Source organism: Bacteroidota bacterium (assembly GCA_005882315.1).
GTDB lineage: Bacteria > Bacteroidota > Bacteroidia > Chitinophagales > Chitinophagaceae > VBAR01.
Window position 1 is genome coordinate 1,027,011 of record VBAR01000001.1, and the last position, 18,986, is coordinate 1,045,996.

Consider the following 18,986-nt stretch of genomic DNA (forward strand, 5'->3'; position numbering starts at 1 on the left):
CTTTTTTTATAATGAGAAGTTTATGCTTAACTGGAACCTTCTTGCACTAGGGAATGGGATATACTCAATTCCAACAGAAGGAACACCGCCTATATTCTTATCGACATTTACCTCCGGATCGAAGCCTGTGTAGTCAGTAAGTGTAAATAAATTCTGACCTGTTATGGCTATGTAAGCGTTTTTAATGTGTTTCGAGATATTCCCAATATTATACCCAATTCTTGCATTCTGGCATTTTAAAAAGTTAGCCTTTTCAAGGAAGCGGGTAGAAGAAGTGATCGGGTTAGATAGATCTTCTCTTACTTCGCCGTTGATATAAGCTGAGGCAACATTTCTTGTTCCGAGGTTTGTTATTGGCAAAACGTTCATCGCAGTTTCATTATAAATAAAATGGCCAAATGCTCCGTTAAAGTTCATTGTGAGAGTAAATTTTTTATAATTTAACTCTGTACTTGCACCCAACAGAACGTTCGGGTTAGGATCTTCGCCATAATAGGAAACATCACCATCTTCTTTATAAATAGCCTGGCCAGTATTTTTATCTATTCCCAGGAATTCTCTCAGGTAAAATACATTCAGCGGATAGCCTGAAGCTAATTTCTGAACATAAGCACCGGAACTACCTTGTCCACTCAATGCACCAGTATTATAGGTACCATTCAAACCGTCCAACATGTTTTCGAGCCAGGTTGCATTCACGCCAAGATCCCATGTGAAATCTTTTTTCTTAACAAGATTTGCATTAATTGTCAGCTCAACACCCTGGTTCGTAATTACAGCAGGAAGGTTTTGCCACTGTTTGGCAGACGCAGCACCCGGCTGAGGGAAGTCAAGCTCAAACAATACATCATCTGTTTCTTTATTAAAATAATCAGCAGTTACATTGATCCTGCCTTTCATTAGCTGAAAATCAACACCAGCATTAAATGTGGTTGAAGTTTCCCATTTCAGATCTTTATTCTCAACATTCAATTGTGTAAGTGAGCCAGGACCACTTGGTACAAACCTGGTTTGTGAAGCTCCTGATGGGAACTCCTGGTTACCTGTTTGACCCCAACCAGCTCTTATTTTCAGGTTTTGTATAAAGGTTACATTTTGCATGAAGCCTTCGTTACTTACATTCCATGCAGCTGCCACAGAAGGGAATGTCGCATACTTGTTGTTCTCGCCAAATTTGGTTGAGCCATCACGTCTTACTGTTCCGGTGAAAAGGTATTTACCTTTCCAATTCAGGTTAACTCTTGCAAACATTGACTGTAACTCATTTGTCGGATTTTCGTAATGAAAAAGGCTACGTGATGAGCTTGTGGAATAACCAAGCATATTATAATACGGAATTCCTATGTCAGCAAAATCCTGTGCAGACATTCCTGATGCTGTGTATTCAAAATTGAGGTATTCATAACCTACGACTGCCGCAAGGTTAAAGTTTTGATTGATTTGCTTATTGTAGCTTAACGTGTGCGTAAATTGCTCAGTAAGCAATTTTGCATTAGAAACACCACCCCAACCTCTATTCTTAATATCAGTTATATTAAGTAATTCGCGGCCTACCATCGTTGTACGTTCACCCACACCTTGGTTGCGGCCATATTGGAATTTATATTCAAGATCGTTAGTGATCTTGTAGTAAGGAGCTATGTAACCCCATATTTGAGTTTGATCAACATTGTCATCATACATTTCAAGCATCCATAAAGGATTAACTGATGAGGCACCAAACTGAGGTTCTATCCAGTATGTACCATCAGTCTTTTTAAACGGATGTGTTGGGTTCCACTGCAACGCTTGACCGATCAAACTGCCCTGGAAACCTGCGTCGTTTGTTATCGGCACAACCTCTTCATCAAGATGGGTTACGTTAAAGTTTACATCTAACCCAAGTTTCTTGTTTTCGAGAAATTTAAAATTACCAGTATATCCAAATGTATATTTTTTTAACATTGACTCGTTGATTATACCTTTCTCATTCAGGAAACTTGTAGAGAACCGTTGACGGGCATTTTCACCGCCGCCACTCAATGCAAGATTGAAATTCTGTGTTAACCCTGTTCTTGTAATTTCATCCATTGCATCCACATTTCCACCATAATCACCGCCTGTCAAAGCATATTTTGACAATGCTGCACGGTACTCATTGCCATCAAGGACATCAATGTGATGGGCCATATTTGCGGTTCCTATCGAATAGCCCACGTCAACTACTGTTGGACCTGCCTTACCTTTTTTGGTTGTGATAAGAATAACGCCATTAGAACCACGTGACCCGTAAATAGCCGCGGAAGAAGCATCTTTTAATACATCCATGCTTTCAATGTCATTTGGGTTGATGAAGTTTAATGGGTTATTTCCAGGAGTTGATCCCAATCCAGGAAGACCTAAACCAGGACGTGCAGAACCGCCTTCAAGCGGAACTCCATCAACAACGATCAATGGATTGTTCCCGGAACGCACAGAACTTGTACCGCGGATGCGGATAGTTGATGCTGCACCCGGTGCACCGTTGTTATTGGTTATTTGTAACCCGGCTACTTTACCTTGAATAAGTTGATCAGGTGCAGTGTTTACACCTTTATTAAAATCTTTTGCTCTTACTGTTGCGATAGAACCAGTAAGATCTTTTTTTCGTAAAGAGCCATAACCAGTACTAACAACAATCTCACCTAAGTTATCTGCCGCAGAAGCCATACTTGCATTACCGGTTGTTTTACCGCCGGAAATATCAACTTCCATACGACCAAAACCAACTGAGGAAACAACAAGTGTATTTACATTAGCTGCAACCGTGATTGTGTAAGTACCATCGGCACCGGTTGATGTGCCTTTACTTGTTCCTTTAGGAACCACGGAAGCGCCGGCTACTGGCGATCCGTCTTTAGCGTCGGTTACCTTTCCGGTAACAGTTCTTTCCTGTGCATAGGTTTGGATAGTTATTAGCAGCATGCAGGGAAGAACTACAATTTGTAGTAGTTTTTTTAAAGACATAAGCATTAGCATTAAAAATGATAGAATTGTTAAAAAGCTGTGAACTTTACAGCATTAACATACTTTAAAGCTATAATCTTTAATGTAGTTTGACTAATAATATTCATTATAGTTCTCGCAATCGTTTGCGAAAAAGTTTGCGGAAAGGATTTCTGTTAATAAATTTGATTAAGATTAATGCCATATGTCAACCGGAGCAACACTTAAAAACATCGCTAAGGCTTTAAATATCAGTATTTCTACCGTATCGAGAGCCTTGAAAAATCATCCTGATATTTCAGAGGAAACCAAAAAGAAAGTAACAGAAACAGCCAGAATGCTGGAATATGAGCCCAATGCTTATGCAATCAGTTTACGAACTAAAAAAAGTCACCTGATTGGCGTAATCGTTCCTTTTATCTCAAATTATTTCTATCATTCTTTTATTACAGCTGCTGAAGAAGAAGCAAAAAGAAATGGTTATTCTTTGTTGATACTTCAATCAGATGATAATCCTGAAATTGAATTGGAAAATCTTAAAGTATGCAGGATGAATCGGGTAGCTGCTGTTTTCATTTCAATTTCACCACTTACGAAAGACATAAGGTCATTTATAAGATTAAGAGAAGATAATACTCCTGTTATCTTTTTTGATCGTGTACCTGAATATGAAGCTTGTGATAAAGTAAGGATCAACGATGAAGAAGCTGCCACAATAGCTGCTGAACGCATTATTAAAAGCGGGTATAAAAAAGTGCTGGCTATTTTTGGCAATCCTGAATTATCTATCACCCGCAATCGTGAAAAAACTTTTATTCAAATTCTTGAAAATAAGATACAAGCAAAAAATTTCTTTATCTCTCATGCTACTTCGGCCCCTGCGACGCAGGAACAGACAACTGCTTTTTTAAAATCAAAAAATAAACCTGAGGTTATTTTTTGCATGAGCGACGAAGTGCTTACCGGTGTAATGAAAAGTATTCAAAAACTTAAATTAAGAATTCCGGAAGATATTGCTGTGATATCCATCAGTAATGACAGTTTTATTCCTTCACTTTTTGAACCTGAAATAACTTATATCGAAACCAGCGGATACCAATTAGGAAAACTGACCTTTAAAAGAATGCTGGATTACCTGGGTGGGAAAACTTTTATACAAGAAGTATTATTACCGCCAAGATTGATTGAAGGCGGATCGATCTGATTTATTCTTTCCATAATAATTTTAAAATACCTGCCAGATAGCCCCCGGTCATTTTTTTCTGCTCAAAACAAACCAGAGTTTTTAATTTTATCCTTCAACACGTTTAGTCATGTATTCAGCCGAAGAAACCCGTTCCCTGCAAAAGCAAACCAAACAATTGCTCGACGCAGACAAAAAAAAACCGATTGCAGTAAAAGAACTGGAAACACTGCGCTATGTGCTTCGTTTTCATGAACACAGGTATTATATATTGAACGACCCGCTGGTATCCGATTTCGAATACGACCAACTATACAAAGCATTGGAAAAAATTGAGTCGGAAAATCCCAAACTCATTACCAAAAATTCACCCACACAAAGAGTAGCAAAAGGATTGACAAAAGATTTTCCAACGGTACAACATCTTGTACCTATGCTTTCATTAAATAATTCTTATAACAGCGATGATTTAATTGATTTTGACAGAAAGGCAAAAGAGCTAACAGGAAAAAATGTGATTGAATATTGTGTCGAGCCAAAATTTGATGGTGGTAGTATTTCTCTCATTTATGAAAATGATCTTCTAGTTCGTGGTGCCACACGAGGTGATGGTGTGCGGGGCGATGAAGTAACAACCAATGTCAAACAAATAAAATCTATTCCGTTATCGGCGAATTTTTCTGCGTACGGGTTACAGCAAGTGGAAATAAGAGGTGAAGTGCTGATCAATAAAACCAATTTTAAAAAATATAACGAGCAGCTGGTTGAGCAGGGATATGCACCGCTTGCAAACCCACGTAATGCCGCAAGTGGTACGCTAAGAATAAAAGATTCTGCAGAAGCGGGCAGAAGAAATCTTGAAGCATTTGTTTATCACATTAGTTATTATACATTATCAAAAGGAAAAAAAATCCCTGTTGAGTTAACGCATCATGCTTCATCGATCGATCTGTTATGGAATTTAGGTTTTCGAAGCCCACAAAAAGAAAAGAAAGTTTTCAAAGGAATTGAAGGTGTAATAAAATACTGTAATGAGTATGAGATAAAACGTGACGAACTCCCTTATGAAATTGATGGGATGGTAATTAAAGTAAATGATCTTGAGTTGCAGGATAAAATGGGAATGACCTCTCATCACCCCCGTTGGGCTATTGCATGTAAATTCAAAGCGAGGCAGGGAACAAGCAAACTGCTGAATGTAGAATTCCAGGTAGGAAGAACAGGTTCTATTACTCCTGTTGCCAAAATAGAACCTACGCCGATTGGCGGTGTTACTGTTACATCTATTTCTTTATTCAATGAAGATGTGATCAAAGAAAAAGACTTGATGATTGGTGACACCGTTTTAGTGGAAAGAGCAGGTGATGTAATTCCTTACATTGTTAAATCAATGGCTGAGTTAAGAACGGGCAAAGAAAAGAAAATTCAGTTTCCGAAAACATGCCCTGTATGTAACAGCAAATTATTTAAAGAAGAAGCGGAAGCGGTATGGCGTTGCGTAAATATTGATTGCCCTGCACAGGTGGCAGAACGTATCATTCATTTTGTAAGTAAAGATGCTATGGATATCCGTGGTTTTGGCGAAGCCAATGTGCGGAAGTTTTATGAAATGGGTTTATTGAAAGATATACCCGGTATTTATAAACTCGATTTTAAAAAGATCGGTGAACTCGAAGGCTTCGGTGAAAAATCAATTACTAAACTTAAAGAAGCAATCGAGTCTTCTAAACAACAACCATTACACCGTTTGGTTTTTGCACTGGGTATACGTTTTGTTGGCGAAACGACTGCAAAGACATTAGCAAGAGCCGTTAATCATTTAACAGATTTTAAAAAATTCTCACTGGAAGATTTGAAAAATCTAGAAGATGTCGGGCCCAAAGTTGGCGGCAGTATTTATGAATTTTTCAGCAACAAAGAAAACATTCATTTACTTGAAGAGTTGGAAAAAATTGGTTTGCAGCTAAAAAGTGAAAAGAAAGATTTTACAACAGGCGGTAATCTTGCAGGTCAATCTTTCTTATTTACCGGCACATTACCAACACTAAAAAGAAGTGATGCTGAAGCAATGGTAGAAAAAAACGGCGGACAGATATTGGGAGGTGTCAGCGCTAAGCTTAACTATCTCGTTGTTGGTGAAGATGCCGGAAGTAAACTGGATAAAGCAAAAAAATTAAATACAGTAAAAATTATTTCAGAAAAAGAGTTTCTAAACATGATAAATTAATTGTTCATGATACAATCATCAACACTAAAGTTTTTAAAAGACCTGAAGAAAAATAACAATAAACCCTGGTTTGATATTAATCGCAAACGTTATGAAGAAGCAAAAGCAGATTTTGCAAATTTTGTACAACAGGTGATCGACGCACATAGTAAAAAAGATAAAACCATTTCTGTCCTGAAAGCAAAGGATTGTATGTTCCGCATCAATCGTGATGTTCGTTTCAGCAAAGACAAATCACCATATAAAACTAATTTCGGCGCCAGCATTAATAAGGGGGGTAAAAAAGCTTTTTCAACCGCAGGCTATTATTTTCATCTCGAGCCGGGACAATGTTTTGTTGGGGGAGGTATTTATCAACCTATGCCTGATGAACTAAAAAAAGTAAGACAGGAGATCGATTATAATTTTAAAGATTTTAAAAAGATCATTCAATCAAAAAAATTTAAAGCATTATACGGCGATCTTACAAAAAGCCCAGAGTATACGTTAAGCCGTGTACCGAAAGGATATGAAGCCGATAATCCTGCTGCGGAATATCTGAAACTGAAAAGTTATATTGCCTTTGTGAGTTTCAGTGACAAGGATCTTACTTCAAACACTTTAGTAAAAAAAACAGCGGCTGCTTTTGAAACCCTGCAACCGCTGCTCAATTTTATAAATGAATCTTTGGGTTAGCTTGCGAGTCCCGCCCTGAAACTGTTTAACTTTAAATCACTCTTCCGGTGGGACGAAGCAAACTCCTCTATTTAAAATGCTTTTTAATTCTGATCAGCTCTTCTCCTTTATGACCAGCCAGCAGTTCTGTCAAGTCTTTCCATTCTGGATTCATTTTTTCTATTAGGTCAACTTTCTTTTTTCTTGAACCAGCTTTCATTTGTTTTTCTCTTGCAAAAGCATCGTTGGGCAAAGAAAACACCTCAAAATAAACAAGCTTACTAATATTATATCTTGATGTAAAGCTTTTTGTATACATCCCGTTTTTATGTTCAAAAACTCTTTTATACAAATCATCAGTTGCACCACAATACAGCACAGTATTGTGTGTATTTGTTAAAATATAAAAGTATCCGAGTTGGTGCATAATTAAAGTTAATAAACAACTTAGATACTTTGATTCGAGAGATTGCTTCAAAATTTATTTAGCAGAACTAAAACAGAAAGCAGCTTTAATCAGCCCAATAAATTTTTCGCAAGAAGATATTCTGCTATCTGTACCGCATTTGTAGCAGCGCCTTTACGAAGATTATCTGAAACTACCCACATATTTAATGTGTTTGGCTGAGTTTCATCTCTTCTCAATCTTCCAACAAACACTTCATCTCTCTCATGTGCATCCATTGGCATGGGATATTCATGGTTCGCTATATCATCCACTACTATTATTCCCGGAGCATTTACCAAATCAGTTCTTAGCTCATTCAAATCAAACTCATTTTCAAATTCCACATTCACACTTTCGCTATGTCCACCTATAACCGGTATACGAACTGTAGTTGCAGTAACACGGATAGAATCATCACGCATGATCTTGCAAGTTTCTTTTACCATTTTCATTTCTTCTTTTGTATAACCGTTCTCAAGGAACACATCGATCTGCGGTATCACATTCAAATCGATCGGGTATTTATATGCTCTTTCACCTGCTACACCGTTTCTTTCATTCATTAATTGTGTTACTGCTTTTACGCCAGTACCTGTTACACTCTGGTAAGTAGAAACAACAATTCTTTTTGCTTTATATTTTTTATGGAGCGGATTTAATGCTACCACCATTTGTATTGTTGAACAATTTGGGTTCGCAATGATCTTGTCATTCTTTGTAAGAATATCAGCATTGATCTCTGGAACAATCAATGGTTTTGTAGGATCCATTCTCCAGGCACTTGAATTATCAATAACAGTAATACCAGCTTCGGCAAACTTTGGCGCCCATTCTAATGAAGTACCACCGCCTGCAGAAAAAATTGCAACAGCTGGTTTGGCTGCAATGCCGTCAGTCATACTTACCACTTTATATTTCTTTCCTTTAAATTCCACTTCTTTACCTACGCTTCTTTCTGATGCAACCGGAATTAATTCCGTGACTGGAAAATTTCTTTCGGCAAGAACCTGTAACATTTTGCTACCAACTAATCCTGTGGCGCCAACTACTGCAACTTTCATTTGATCTTTTGTTTTGTGTTTAAAATTAAAAGGCCTTCCAACTCTGGAAGGCCTGTCAAGCTTTTATATAGTTACATACATAATGCTGCAAACCTCCCTTAGGAACGTTTCTTTGTGCATTTTGTATGTTTCGTCATATTCATTTCGTGAGGCAAAAGTATAGGGCGGAAGTTAATGTTCAAAATATAATCCTGATTTTTTTACGCAAACGTTATCATTTGTAGCTGATTGATTATATTGAAATGTGAAATTTCTGTTTTTCATACTTACATCTGTTTTGTTTTCATCATTAACCATTGCCCAAAACCGCTACGATGTAGTTATTGATGAAATAATGGCCGATCAAACGCCGCAAGTAACCTTACCCAATAATGAATGGATCGAATTGAAAAACACAACCGCCGCTCCAATTAATCTTCAGGGCTGGCGGATTGGCGATGCTACCGGGCAAAGCGGACCTATGCCCAATTTCACATTACAACCGGATAGTTTTGTAGTAGTATGCACAGGCAGCGCAGTTGCTGCTATGTCTGTATTAGGAACTACTATTTCAGTTACCAATTTTCCATCACTAGATAATGATGGCGACCAGTTATTTCTCCGATCTGCTAATGGAAGAACGATTCATGCTGTTTCTTATACTTCCGCATGGTATCAGAATGTAGTGAAAGCTGATGGAGGATGGACATTGGAAATGATGGATACAAAGAATCCTTGCACGGAAATAAATAATTGGAAAGCAAGTGTAGATGTAAAAGGTGGCACACCGGGAAAAAAGAATTCGATTGATGGAACAAATAATGATACTGAAGCGCCTAAACTAAAAAGAGCATACACAACAGATAACACAACGATCATTTTGGTTTTTGATGAGCCCGTTGATAGTTTGAAAGGAGCAATCCTTGCCAATTACTCAGTTGATGGCGGATTGTCTTTACTATCAGCAACCACATTAGCTCCGTTGTTTAATACAGTACAGTTAAAAACAACTTCTCTGATCGCTGCAAATACCATTTATACTGTTACTGCATCCAATATTACCGATTGCAAAAACAATACGATCGGAAACAGTAATAAAGCAAAGTTTGGGTTACCGGTTGATGTAGCGGCAGGCGAACTTATCATTAATGAAATCCTGTTTAATCCCCGTAGCAATGCTTATGATTTTGTAGAAGTCTATAACCGCAGCAATAAAATTTTTGATGCATCAAAAATTTATATCGCTAACCGGAACAGCAGTGGTGTTATCAGTTCTCAAAAATTATTATCTGCTTCGCCGAGTTATATTTTTCCTGGTGATTATTTTGTAGTCACTGAAGATGCAGATAACCTTGCCTTAAATTATTTAGTTCAGAATCCAGATAAGGTTTTAGTACTTTCCACTTTGCCTTCATATTCTGATGATGAAGGTGATGTTGTGATTTTAAATTTCCAGGGAAATGTTGTTGATGAGGTAAAATATAAAGATGACTGGCATTTTAAATTGATTGATAATGCAGAAGGTGTTTCATTGGAAAGAATAGACCCGGATGCTACCAGCCAGGATGAAAACAACTGGCATAGTGCCGCCTCAACTGCGGGATATGGAACTCCTACTTATAAAAACTCCCAATATAAATTAGCGCAGGCTATCAATGCAACAATTGAAGTAACACCAAAAGTTTTTAGCCCGGATAATGATGGCCGTGATGATATTGCAACCATACAATATAAAATAGATGAACCGGGCTATATTGCCAATATCACCATCTTTGATGCAGCCGGCAGGCCTGTAAAAAATTTAGTAAGAAATGGTACACTGGGTTTAACCGGCTACTGGAACTGGGATGGCCTTGATGATAAAGGATTGAAACTGCCAGTTGGTACTTATATTTTATTTACAGAAATATTTAACCTGCAAGGCAAAAAACAAAAGTTCAAGAACACTGTTGTGCTCGCAAGAAAACTAAATTAACCCGATAGCTTACTATAAATATTTTTTTTCAACAACAGGGTTTTGATAACTAAATATACTGCATGGAAAGAGTCTTATTTCTTTATCTTTAATAGAGCAGCTAATTTAATATGAATAAACAGGTAATTAACCAGGACCAGGTACGCCAGATTTTATTTATCATTATACTGGTAGCACTGGGCCTCTTATTGTTTCTTGAGTTGTTTAATTTTTTGCCGGCTTTGTTAGGAGCCATCACTTTATACATCCTCATGCGCCGCTGGATGTTTTATTTGTGTTATGTAAAAAAAATGAAAAAAGCATTGGCAGCAACCCTGCTAATGTTGTTGTCGATGGTAGTAATCCTCTTTCCCATTTTTATACTGATCAATATGATGTCATCAAAGGTTACTTACGCCATTGAACACGGGAATGAACTGATAGTAGCATTAAAAAAAGTAATTGGTGATATTGAAGAGCGGTTTAATATGGACCTGGTGAGTAATGAGAATATAAATAACCTTGGAAAAAGGATCACAAATGGGATACCGCAACTATTAAACGCTACGTTCAATACACTAACCACGATCTTCTTTATGTACTTCATGCTTTATTTTATGCTGGTAAATGGTAAAAAGATGGAAATAGCCATTTACGAACATACTCCCCTGCATGATGATAATGTACACAAACTTGGGAAAGAAGTAAACAATATGGTAGTATCAAATGCGATCGGCATTCCTTTGATTGCATTACTGCAGGGTGTAGTGGCAGTTATTGGTTATTTAATTATAGGTGTGAAGGAACCCTGGTTCTGGTTCGTGGTTACATGTATTACTGCTATGCTGCCTGTAGTGGGTGCAGCATTAGCGTATGTACCAATTGCTATTATCTTTTTTGCCAATGGAGATACGACGCAAGGAATTGCAATGCTAATTTTTGGGTTTGGCATTATTGGGTTAGTTGATAATGTATTTCGTTTTACCCTTGCCAGTAAAATTGGTAATGTACATCCACTCATCACTGTATTCGGTGTTATTGTCGGATTGAAGGTGTTTGGATTCATTGGTTTGATATTTGGTCCGCTTCTGATCTCACTATTTATATTACTGCTTCGTATTTATTCAAATGAGTTCATTCACAAGCAAAGAGACTTGACCAAGATCATGGAGAATTAAATTGTCAGTACTTTTTAACGGTTTCCACTAATGCCATTCAGGTAATTTTGCGTTTCAAAATGAAAAAACGCTATTTGATGCTTGTAATTCATGCATTTGAAAAATATTTTTGCAATAACTCACGTTTAAACAAGAGTATCCAAATCCAAAAATCCGGCATCAATAACCGGATGAACCGTACCTGAATGAAAAACCGAATATTCAACATATCCGCGGCATGCTTGTCTTTGTCTTTTTTGTTTGTTCCTTATAAGCAAGCAGACAGTTCATCAGACAATATCTTAACAGTAAGTAAACCTGTAAACAATCCATCTACTTCAAATCATTCTTTTGTACATGAATCGACTGAAACAATATCAGAAGTTTCAGCAATCTATGACAGTATAAAACTTGCAAGATCAGGTTTGAAGAAAGAAGTATTTGAATATGCAGTAAAAGGTTACCTAACGTTATCAGAAGAAAATAAAATTAATCGAAGTGGCATTATTACTATTTGTGATTTCAGCCAGAGCAGTCGTCGCAAAAGAATGTATGTTGTAGATCTCGCAAACTATAAACTGCTGATGCAAACACATGTTGCGCATGGCAGAAATTCCGGAAGAGAATATGCGACCCGTTTTTCCAATAAACCTGAATCATTGCAAAGTAGTTTAGGTTTTTATGTCACACGTAGTACTTATTATGGTGGTTATGGGCTGGCACTTACTATTGATGGCATGGAACCTGGAATAAATGATAAGGCTTTTAGAAGAAAGATCGTGGTACATGGTTCAGCCTATGTTGGCAATGATTACCTGCGTTTCAGTAAATATATCGGTCGCAGTTTCGGTTGCCCTGCTGTACCTGCAAAGCAGTCCCGGAAAATAATCAATACAATAAAAAATGGAACTTGTTTCTTTATCTACCATCCTACTAAGAAATATATAGAGACATCAAAAATATTAAACGACTAATTGGACACAGGATCACACAAGGATGGATGAATACAAAAAGCTCAACGTACCCTATGGTTGGGCTTTTTTGTTTTTTATAACCGTAGTTAAAAATAATTGAAGATCAAATTTGCGATCAATAGTGATGCAATACCAAGAAACAAGCCGATATAAATTTCTTTATTTGAATGATCAGATACGATCAGCCTTGCTGTACATACTAATCCGGGTAATAGTATAGCTGCGGAAATATAAACCCCCGAATCCAGGTTATCCTGCATAGCAAGCAGCAATACAAATGCTGCCATTACCCCCATTGCCATTGCATGCATACTCACTTTCATATAGGCATTACTCATGAGACCCAGTATAGATGAAATAAAAATAGCCAGTGAAAATTCTATCAGTTCCTCGGGGTAAGCTGACTGATTTTTGATGACATACCAAACCCAGAAATAATAGATCATACAGATCACATAGGGAATGATCCTGTCCTTTTGTGTTTTCATATAAATCGACTCGATAAAGCCAAGTGCTTTTAAAAGCAAAGCTGTTACTACCGGGAAAAAAGCATACATCACCCCAAACTGAATGATAGTAAATGTTTTTTTAAGAGCCGATAACCCGACAAAAAGATGGGGTTGGATCTGCAACAAAAAGATCAATACATAAACCGGGATAAAAATGGGATGGAAAACCCAGGAAATAATTTTTGCAGCAATCCTGAGAGATTGCGGAAACCGGATCAATTCCTCCTTACCGTTTCCGTTTGATGGTTGTGCCGTTAGTATTTCGTTCATTTTTTGTCTAAAGTTCTTTTCTCAATCTCGCTACAGGAATATTTAATTGCTCACGATACTTAGCTACCGTACGCCGTGCTATATTATAACCTTTTTCCTGGAGCATTTCGGTCAGCCGTTCATCACTTAACGGATGTTTCTTTTCTTCAAACTCGATCAGGTCGCTTAGTATCTTTTTCACTTCTCTTGTTGAAACCTCTTCACCGCTTTCAGTACTCAATGATTCACTGAAGAAAAATTTCAGCCTGTAAGTACCAAATTCTGTTTGTACAAATTTACTGTTCGCCACCCGGCTAACTGTAGAAATATCCAGGTTTGTTTTTTCAGCAATATCCTTCAGGATCATGGGTCGCAAATTGGTTTCATCACCGGTAAAGAAAAACTCATGTTGGTGATTCATGATAGCAGTCATTGTATGCAGCAGGGTTTGCTGCCGTTGTTTGATAGCATCAATAAACCATTTGGCTGAATCGATTTTTTGTTTGATGAACATCACCGCTTCTTTTTGTCGTCTATCTTTTTTGGCACCGCGGTCATATTCCTTCAGCATATCACGATATCCTTCACTGATGCGCAGTTCGGGTGCATTGCGGCTGTTCAATGTTAATTCAAGTTTTCCCGCATTATTGTAAATAAAAAAATCAGGTACTACATAGTTCTCTGCTTTATTAACAACGGTCACACTTCCGCCGGGTTTAGGATTAAGTCTTGTGATCTGAAGCATTACGTCTTTCAGTTGTTCATCAGTAAGGTTTAATCCTCTTTGAATTTTTTCGTAGTGCTTCTTTGTAAACTCTTCAAAATATTTTTTTATTGCCAGCAAAGCAGTGTCTACATTTTTTCCTTCGTCTTTTAAACGTTGCAGTTGGATCTGCAAACATTCTTTCAAATCACGGGCTGCTACTCCTGGCGGATCAAACTGCTGAATTTTTTTTATTACTGCCTCTACCTCTGCTTCGCTTGCATCTATATTCTGGCGAAACGCCAAATCATCCACGATCGCCGAAGTTTCCCTCCGTAAGTAGCCGTCTTCATCTATACTTCCAATGAGCTGTACAGAAATTTTCTGTTCCTTATCATCCAGCTTGAGCAAGCCAAGTTGGTTGATAAGCATATCAAAAAAAGAGGACTCACTTTTATGCGGCAATTGCCTGCCTTCATCTTCTTCAGGATAATTATCATCTTTAAGTTTATAATCTGCAATATCATCATCACCATCCTGCACATAGTCACTCACATCAAGGTTTTCATATTCACTCTCACTTCCATCTGGCTCTTCATATTCCTCTTCCCCGTTTTCAGTAAACTCATCTTTACCTTCTTCAAATTCATCATGAATATCTTCATCCAATTCCAGTGCAGGGTTTTCTTCCATCTCTTCTTTGATCCTCGTTTCAAGATTGGCAGTAGGCACCTGCAGCAATTTCATTAGCTGAATCTGCTGTGGCGATAGTTTCTGTAAAAGTTTCTGTTGTAAATTCTGACTTAATGCCATCGTTTCTCCTCTCCCTTATTGTGTTTTAACATTTAAGACCCTGAAATTCAAAAAAATTTTCCCTTTCATCAAAAATCAGGCCGTAAATTTACATACAAATAAATGAAACATGGCGCAACGACCCAAATACTTTCTTGTTGTGCTGTTATTATTTTTTAATGGGGAAATTTTTGCTCAGAATATGAGCTCCTTTAAAATAAAAACAGGCTTGCCTAAGTATTCACGTTTTAATATTTTAATTAAATCAGATACTATGCAGGTAAGGCTTATAAATATTGCTCCTATTCCGACTTTTAAAGATTCTTATACACAAAAAGAAAAATTTGCAGCGACCTTTTGTACAAGCCCCCTTATAAAAAATTATTATACTTCTAACCTCGGTTTCATTTGTAAACGTGAGTATATTTTTGAAAAACAAACTTCACTACCACTTCGTCTTCGTCTGGGGTCATTGGATTACACAAACTATCTCGAACAAAAACCCAATGCAATAAAGCCTGCTTACTAAGCACTGCATCATTTCAGTTACATTTGTTGGAATGGTTTTAACCGGCATCATCACTGCTTTATTTATTACTTATGCCTTACTGATCATTTATTACTGGCAAAGCTGGAAATCCATTCCGGTATTTCAGCCATCACAACACCCCCCTTCTACAAAAATCTCGGTGATTGTTCCGGCCCGCAATGAAGAGATACATATTGAAGCCTTATTGCATTCAATCAACAATCAAACTTATCCTAAAGAGTTGCTTGAAATAATTGTTGTAGATGATAACTCAACTGATAACACAGCTTCACTTACCTTGCAATTCTCTTTTGTAAAACTGATTTCCTTAAAAGAGCAGGGGATTAACTCACATAAAAAGAAAGCGATTGAAACAGGTGTTGCCGCCGCATCTGGAGATCTGATCATAACCACAGATGCCGATTGCATGGTTCCCCCAAATTGGTTACTGACCATTGAAAATTTTTATAAAAAAACCAATGCTGTATTTGTCGTTGCCCCGGTTGACATCAATTGCGGTTCTTCGCTGGTACAGGTTTTCCAGGCAATGGATTTTATGGTGTTACAAGGAATTACCGGCGCATCCGTTTACAAACAGGTACACAGCATGTGCAATGGCGCCAACCTTGCTTATGAACGCAAAGCCTTTCATGCGGTAAATGGTTTTATGGGTATTGACCATATTGCCAGTGGCGACGATATGTTATTGATGTATAAAATAGAAAAGCATTTTACCGGCCGGATCCAATACCTTAAATCAAAAAATGCAATTGTTTCTACCCAGCCGGTAAAATCGTGGACTGCATTTTTTAACCAGCGTATTCGCTGGGCCAGCAAAGCAGATAAGTATGATGATAAAAGGATCTTTTGGGTATTGCTGGTTGTTTATTTATTTAACTTGTCGTTTATCGTGTTACTGGTTGCGGGGTTCTGGTCTGCTTTTTACTGGTGGGCCGCATTGGTTTTATTAATTGCAAAAACTTTAGTTGAATATCCTTTTCTCATTTCCATTTCTTCTTTCTTCAATAAAAAATACATGCTGCCGTATTTTGCTTTTTTACAGCCTTTACATATTCTTTACACCATCATTGCCGGTTGGTTGGGCAAGTTCGGTTCGTATGAATGGAAAGGAAGAAGAGTAAAATAATTTCTCCTCATTTGTATTTATCTTTCTGCTGCAATGCATCACAAAGAAATTTCATTTCAACAGGCGGCGTGGAAGCGGTTAAAGAAAAACAAAGGCGCTGTCTTTGGCCTTATCATTATTTGCATTGCGGCTATTGTTGCCATCTTCGCTTATTTTATTGCGCCTGATAAAACACCCAACGCAAATCGCATTATCGTTGAAATAGATGGTGAAAAGCCCGGCTTTAAACAACAATTTCTTTTAGTACAAAAAGATAATCCTCCGCAAACATCATTTTTTAGTCAATTGATTTCAGGAAAAGAAGATATATATAATTATATCCCCATTACAAGTTATGAAGTGAAGGCTGATAGCATTATTGTTCAGAAATTAATTGATGTTGGCGTAACTGAAAGACAAGCTTATGCTAAAACCCTCCCAATAAAGCAAATAAGTTACAGGTTTGGTACCGACAGTTATGGCCGTGATATACTCAGCCGCATCATTATCGGCACAAGAGTAAGTTTAAGTGTAGGTTTAATAACAGTAATCATTTCACTAAGCATCGGTTTGATATTGGGTTCCCTTGCAGGTTATTTTCGCGGAAGAACAGATGAGATCATTATGTGGTTCATCAATGTTATCTGGAGCATTCCGACTTTGTTGTTAGTATTCGCCATTACATTATTACTCGGCAAAGGTTTCTGGCAGGTATTTGTTGCTGTTGGTCTTACTATGTGGGTGAATGTTGCAAGATTGGTTCGCAGCCAGGTGATGACAGTAAGAGAACTGGAATATGTGGAAGCGGGCAAAGCTTTGGGCTATTCATCATTCAGGATCATTGTTCGTCATATCTGGCCAAATATTATGGGGCCGGTAATAGTAATTGCGGCTTCCAATTTTGCTTCTGCTATTGTGATCGAAGCAGGATTAAGTTTTCTCGGAGTAGGTGTACAACCACCGATGCCGAGTTGGGGATTGATGATAAAAGAAAATTACAATTTTATTATAACAGAAAACCCGGTGCTTGCATTGGCGCCGGGTTTTGCAATTATGTTACTCGTTCTTGCTTTTAATTTATTGGGCAATGGTCTCCGTGATGCCCTCAATGTCCGCTGATCTATTTTCTCGAATACCTGTAACTACCCGACCATGTATTGGTTGATGTTGTCAATGAGGTCACTTTTATATTGACAATACATTGTGTGGTTGCTGGTGTGCCGGTGATTGTATAATTGTTTACTGCGCTTGTTGAATTATTTGTGCTCGTAAAAAAAGGTGGCGGATTTGTGCCATCGTCTTTTCTTGCTGTGATCTCAATTTTTACTCCGCTTGGTGGCATCGTTGAAGTAATCGTTACTGTTAAATCAAATGGGCCATTGGATGGCGCCTGCACTGAACCATTTGGAGGGTTGGTAGTAACAACCAGGGTAGCTTCTGGGGTACCTCCGCCTCCACCACCTCCGCTGCTTTTTTTACAACCGGAAGAGACAAAAATGGCACTGATTAAAAATAAAGACAACAAACGCAAAACTGCTTTCATAATCACTGTTTGAGGCCGGCAAATTAGCAATTCTGCCCTGCCTATCCAAATACATTTACAGTACGATTCAGGCTTTCCTCCAGTGAGATAAATGTCTCAGTTCGTTCAATTCCTTTTATTTTTTGCAGCTCATCATGCAATACAAAACGTAGTTGCTCAATATCCCTGCAAACTATTTCTGCAAACATGCTATAATTGCCTGTTGTATAATTCACCCTGACTATTTCTTTTATCTTTTGTAGTTCCTTAGCTACGGAATCATATAGCGAACTCTTTTCAAGATAAATACCAATGAATGCAATTACATCATAACCCATTTTTTTAAAATCAACATTCAGTTTATAGCCTTTTACAATACCTGCCTCTTGCAATTTTTTTATCCTTACATGTACGGTGCCACCGGATACAAATAGTTTTTTACCCAGGTCAGCATAGGAGACATCGCCATCCACCATATGCTGAATGATCTGAAGGTCCAATTTGTCAAGATTCAATTTACTAGCCATATTGAAGATAGTTTTTAGATTATTTCTAACGATATCAAATATAATTAGACAATTTCAATTATTTTAAAATAATCATTGAATAATTTGGAATGATTTGGTATTAGCCTTTATTTTTGTCCTATCAATCCCGATAATTATCGGGATCTTTTAAAAAAGTTCTTTCAATACTGTGGGGTGATGAAATGGCGTAAGCCCGGCAGACATGCCCTCTCGTCTCGGGGGTGGAGATAACAGGATAAACGTAACATAGAGCCGACGTTACCATTGGTAAGGCCGACCAGGGTTGACCACTAATCTTTGTGTTATAGCTAACTGCTCCGTGGAGGTTCGACCCCTCCCCCTACAGCAATCTTTTTCTCATGTTTTGTAAGCCCCGCTTTTTAGCGGGGCTTTTTTATTTACCTTCTTTTGCTTCATGACCTCTTGTT

16 protein-coding genes are annotated in these 18,986 nt (G+C 37.7%); 9 read left to right on the forward strand and 7 right to left on the reverse strand.

The window, feature by feature from the left end; genetic code table 11:
* Positions 1–6: 6 nt before the first annotated feature.
* Positions 7–2,985 (reverse strand): SusC/RagA family TonB-linked outer membrane protein, encoded by a 2,979-nt coding sequence (locus E6H07_04165; protein TMI65123.1) that lies wholly within the window; start codon positions 2,983–2,985, stop codon positions 7–9.
* Between the two features lie 184 nt (positions 2,986–3,169).
* Here E6H07_04165 and E6H07_04170 point away from each other — a divergent pair, with 184 nt between their 5' ends.
* The 3 genes from E6H07_04170 to E6H07_04180 all read left to right on the forward strand — a co-directional run bounded on the left by E6H07_04170 (position 3,170) and on the right by E6H07_04180 (position 7,049).
* Entirely contained in the window at positions 3,170–4,168 is a 999-nt protein-coding gene (locus E6H07_04170) for a LacI family transcriptional regulator (GenBank protein ID TMI65124.1), read from the forward strand.
* A gap of 109 nt (positions 4,169–4,277) precedes the next feature.
* On the forward strand, positions 4,278–6,374 hold the full coding sequence (gene ligA, locus E6H07_04175) for an NAD-dependent DNA ligase LigA (protein TMI65125.1): 2,097 nt from the start codon (positions 4,278–4,280) through the stop codon (positions 6,372–6,374).
* A 6-nt stretch (positions 6,375–6,380) separates the two neighbouring features.
* Positions 6,381–7,049, forward strand: a complete 669-nt coding sequence (locus E6H07_04180; protein ID TMI65126.1) for a DUF2461 domain-containing protein — start codon at positions 6,381–6,383, stop codon at positions 7,047–7,049.
* 67 nt (positions 7,050–7,116) lie between these two features.
* On the opposite strand, the gene E6H07_04185 is transcribed toward E6H07_04180, so the two are convergent.
* Both E6H07_04185 and E6H07_04190 read right to left on the reverse strand, forming a co-directional pair.
* Positions 7,117–7,455 carry a GIY-YIG nuclease family protein gene (locus E6H07_04185; GenBank protein ID TMI65127.1) on the reverse strand — a complete coding sequence of 113 codons (339 nt, stop codon included), beginning with the start codon at positions 7,453–7,455 and terminating at the stop codon, positions 7,117–7,119.
* Positions 7,456–7,544: 89 nt separating this feature from the next.
* Positions 7,545–8,537 carry an aspartate-semialdehyde dehydrogenase gene (locus E6H07_04190; GenBank protein TMI65128.1) on the reverse strand — a complete coding sequence of 331 codons (993 nt, stop codon included), beginning with the start codon at positions 8,535–8,537 and terminating at the stop codon, positions 7,545–7,547.
* A 244-nt stretch (positions 8,538–8,781) separates the two neighbouring features.
* On the opposite strand from E6H07_04190, the gene E6H07_04195 reads away from it, so the two are divergent.
* The 3 genes from E6H07_04195 to E6H07_04205 all read left to right on the forward strand — a co-directional run bounded on the left by E6H07_04195 (position 8,782) and on the right by E6H07_04205 (position 12,601).
* Complete coding sequence (locus E6H07_04195) at positions 8,782–10,491, forward strand: hypothetical protein (GenBank protein TMI65129.1); 1,710 nt, start codon at positions 8,782–8,784, stop codon at positions 10,489–10,491.
* A gap of 110 nt (positions 10,492–10,601) precedes the next feature.
* Positions 10,602–11,648, forward strand: coding sequence for an AI-2E family transporter (locus E6H07_04200; GenBank protein ID TMI65130.1), 1,047 nt, complete (start codon positions 10,602–10,604; stop codon positions 11,646–11,648).
* A 185-nt stretch (positions 11,649–11,833) separates the two neighbouring features.
* Complete coding sequence (locus E6H07_04205; protein ID TMI65131.1) at positions 11,834–12,601, forward strand: murein L,D-transpeptidase catalytic domain family protein; 768 nt, start codon at positions 11,834–11,836, stop codon at positions 12,599–12,601.
* Between the two features lie 86 nt (positions 12,602–12,687).
* Here E6H07_04205 and E6H07_04210 read toward each other — a convergent pair whose 3' ends face one another.
* Positions 12,688–13,371: a hypothetical protein gene (locus tag E6H07_04210; GenBank protein TMI66460.1), complete on the reverse strand. Its 684-nt coding sequence runs from the start codon at positions 13,369–13,371 to the stop codon at positions 12,688–12,690.
* Positions 13,372–13,387: 16 nt separating this feature from the next.
* Positions 13,388–14,875 carry an RNA polymerase factor sigma-54 gene (gene rpoN, locus E6H07_04215; GenBank protein ID TMI65132.1) on the reverse strand — a complete coding sequence of 496 codons (1,488 nt, stop codon included), beginning with the start codon at positions 14,873–14,875 and terminating at the stop codon, positions 13,388–13,390.
* Positions 14,876–14,984: 109 nt separating this feature from the next.
* On the opposite strand from rpoN, the gene E6H07_04220 reads away from it, so the two are divergent.
* The 3 genes from E6H07_04220 to E6H07_04230 are packed head-to-tail and all read left to right on the forward strand — an operon-like array spanning position 14,985 to position 17,628.
* The gene (locus E6H07_04220) at positions 14,985–15,383 is read left to right on the forward strand and encodes a hypothetical protein (GenBank protein TMI65133.1); all 399 of its coding nucleotides are present in this window, start codon (positions 14,985–14,987) and stop codon (positions 15,381–15,383) included.
* 31 nt (positions 15,384–15,414) lie between these two features.
* Positions 15,415–16,530, forward strand: coding sequence for a glycosyltransferase (locus E6H07_04225; GenBank protein TMI65134.1), 1,116 nt, complete (start codon positions 15,415–15,417; stop codon positions 16,528–16,530).
* 33 nt (positions 16,531–16,563) lie between these two features.
* Positions 16,564–17,628 carry an ABC transporter permease gene (locus E6H07_04230; GenBank protein ID TMI65135.1) on the forward strand — a complete coding sequence of 355 codons (1,065 nt, stop codon included), beginning with the start codon at positions 16,564–16,566 and terminating at the stop codon, positions 17,626–17,628.
* 1 nt (position 17,629) lies between these two features.
* Here the strand turns inward: E6H07_04230 and E6H07_04235 are convergent, their stop codons facing one another.
* Positions 17,630–18,052, reverse strand: a complete 423-nt coding sequence (locus E6H07_04235) for a hypothetical protein (GenBank protein ID TMI65136.1) — start codon at positions 18,050–18,052, stop codon at positions 17,630–17,632.
* A 41-nt stretch (positions 18,053–18,093) separates the two neighbouring features.
* Positions 18,094–18,558, reverse strand: a complete 465-nt coding sequence (locus E6H07_04240; protein TMI65137.1) for a winged helix-turn-helix transcriptional regulator — start codon at positions 18,556–18,558, stop codon at positions 18,094–18,096.
* Positions 18,559–18,986: the final 428 nt, after the last annotated feature.

What these genes read in the sequence shown, in the direction of transcription:
- E6H07_04165 (TMI65123.1), bottom strand. Translation starts at nt 2,985, where the DNA reads ATGTCTTTAAAAAAACTACTACAAATTGTAGTTCTTCCCTGCATGCTG.
- E6H07_04170 (TMI65124.1), top strand. Translation starts at nt 3,170, where the DNA reads ATGTCAACCGGAGCAACACTTAAAAACATCGCTAAGGCTTTAAATATC.
- ligA (TMI65125.1), top strand. Translation starts at nt 4,278, where the DNA reads ATGTATTCAGCCGAAGAAACCCGTTCCCTGCAAAAGCAAACCAAACAA.
- E6H07_04180 (TMI65126.1), top strand. Translation starts at nt 6,381, where the DNA reads ATGATACAATCATCAACACTAAAGTTTTTAAAAGACCTGAAGAAAAAT.
- E6H07_04185 (TMI65127.1), bottom strand. Translation starts at nt 7,455, where the DNA reads ATGCACCAACTCGGATACTTTTATATTTTAACAAATACACACAATACT.
- E6H07_04190 (TMI65128.1), bottom strand. Translation starts at nt 8,537, where the DNA reads ATGAAAGTTGCAGTAGTTGGCGCCACAGGATTAGTTGGTAGCAAAATG.
- E6H07_04200 (TMI65130.1), top strand. Translation starts at nt 10,602, where the DNA reads ATGAATAAACAGGTAATTAACCAGGACCAGGTACGCCAGATTTTATTT.
- E6H07_04205 (TMI65131.1), top strand. Translation starts at nt 11,834, where the DNA reads ATGAAAAACCGAATATTCAACATATCCGCGGCATGCTTGTCTTTGTCT.
- rpoN (TMI65132.1), bottom strand. Translation starts at nt 14,875, where the DNA reads ATGGCATTAAGTCAGAATTTACAACAGAAACTTTTACAGAAACTATCG.
- E6H07_04220 (TMI65133.1), top strand. Translation starts at nt 14,985, where the DNA reads ATGGCGCAACGACCCAAATACTTTCTTGTTGTGCTGTTATTATTTTTT.
- E6H07_04225 (TMI65134.1), top strand. Translation starts at nt 15,415, where the DNA reads ATGGTTTTAACCGGCATCATCACTGCTTTATTTATTACTTATGCCTTA.
- E6H07_04230 (TMI65135.1), top strand. Translation starts at nt 16,564, where the DNA reads ATGCATCACAAAGAAATTTCATTTCAACAGGCGGCGTGGAAGCGGTTA.
- E6H07_04235 (TMI65136.1), bottom strand. Translation starts at nt 18,052, where the DNA reads ATGAAAGCAGTTTTGCGTTTGTTGTCTTTATTTTTAATCAGTGCCATT.
- E6H07_04240 (TMI65137.1), bottom strand. Translation starts at nt 18,558, where the DNA reads ATGGCTAGTAAATTGAATCTTGACAAATTGGACCTTCAGATCATTCAG.